The sequence below is a fragment of the Bifidobacterium apousia genome, assembly GCF_007559275.1.
In the GTDB taxonomy this organism is placed as follows: Bacteria; Actinomycetota; Actinomycetes; order Actinomycetales; family Bifidobacteriaceae; genus Bombiscardovia; species Bombiscardovia apousia.
In genome coordinates, this window is sequence record NZ_VMHK01000013.1 from 1 (window position 1) to 374 (window position 374).

Annotated in this window: 1 protein-coding gene; it reads right to left on the reverse strand. The window is 58.0% G+C overall.

Translation table 11 applies throughout. From position 1 onward, the window contains the following. A partial coding sequence (locus tag FPK30_RS08125; RefSeq protein ID WP_260804509.1) for an InlB B-repeat-containing protein occupies window positions 1-254 on the reverse strand: 254 nt, incomplete at its 3' end. Window positions 255-374: the final 120 nt, after the last annotated feature.

Consider the following 374-nt stretch of genomic DNA (forward strand, 5'->3'; position numbering starts at 1 on the left):
ATGGTGATGCTGGTGCCGCCGGAAGCCGGACCATGGTCGGGGCTGAGCGCCCAATCAGCAGCCGGTGCCCACTTGGCCTTCAAGGTGATGTCCCTGGTGATCGGAGTGCGGAAATCCATCATCGCGTCATGCTCGGACCAGCCGTTGAAACGGTAGCCGTCGCGCTTCGGATTATCAGCAGGCGGCGATGCCAAGGAGCCATCCGGCACAGTTACATGTTCCGCTTTGCTTCCATCGGCAGGGTCGAACACCACAGTATGAGAATCAGCAGCAGACTGGGTCCCAGCAGGTGAATAAGAGCTGGATGGCGAGATTCCAAGGGATTGGGAAGAACCTGTCGGGGTTTGAACAGGGGAAGAAGAAACAGATGACGT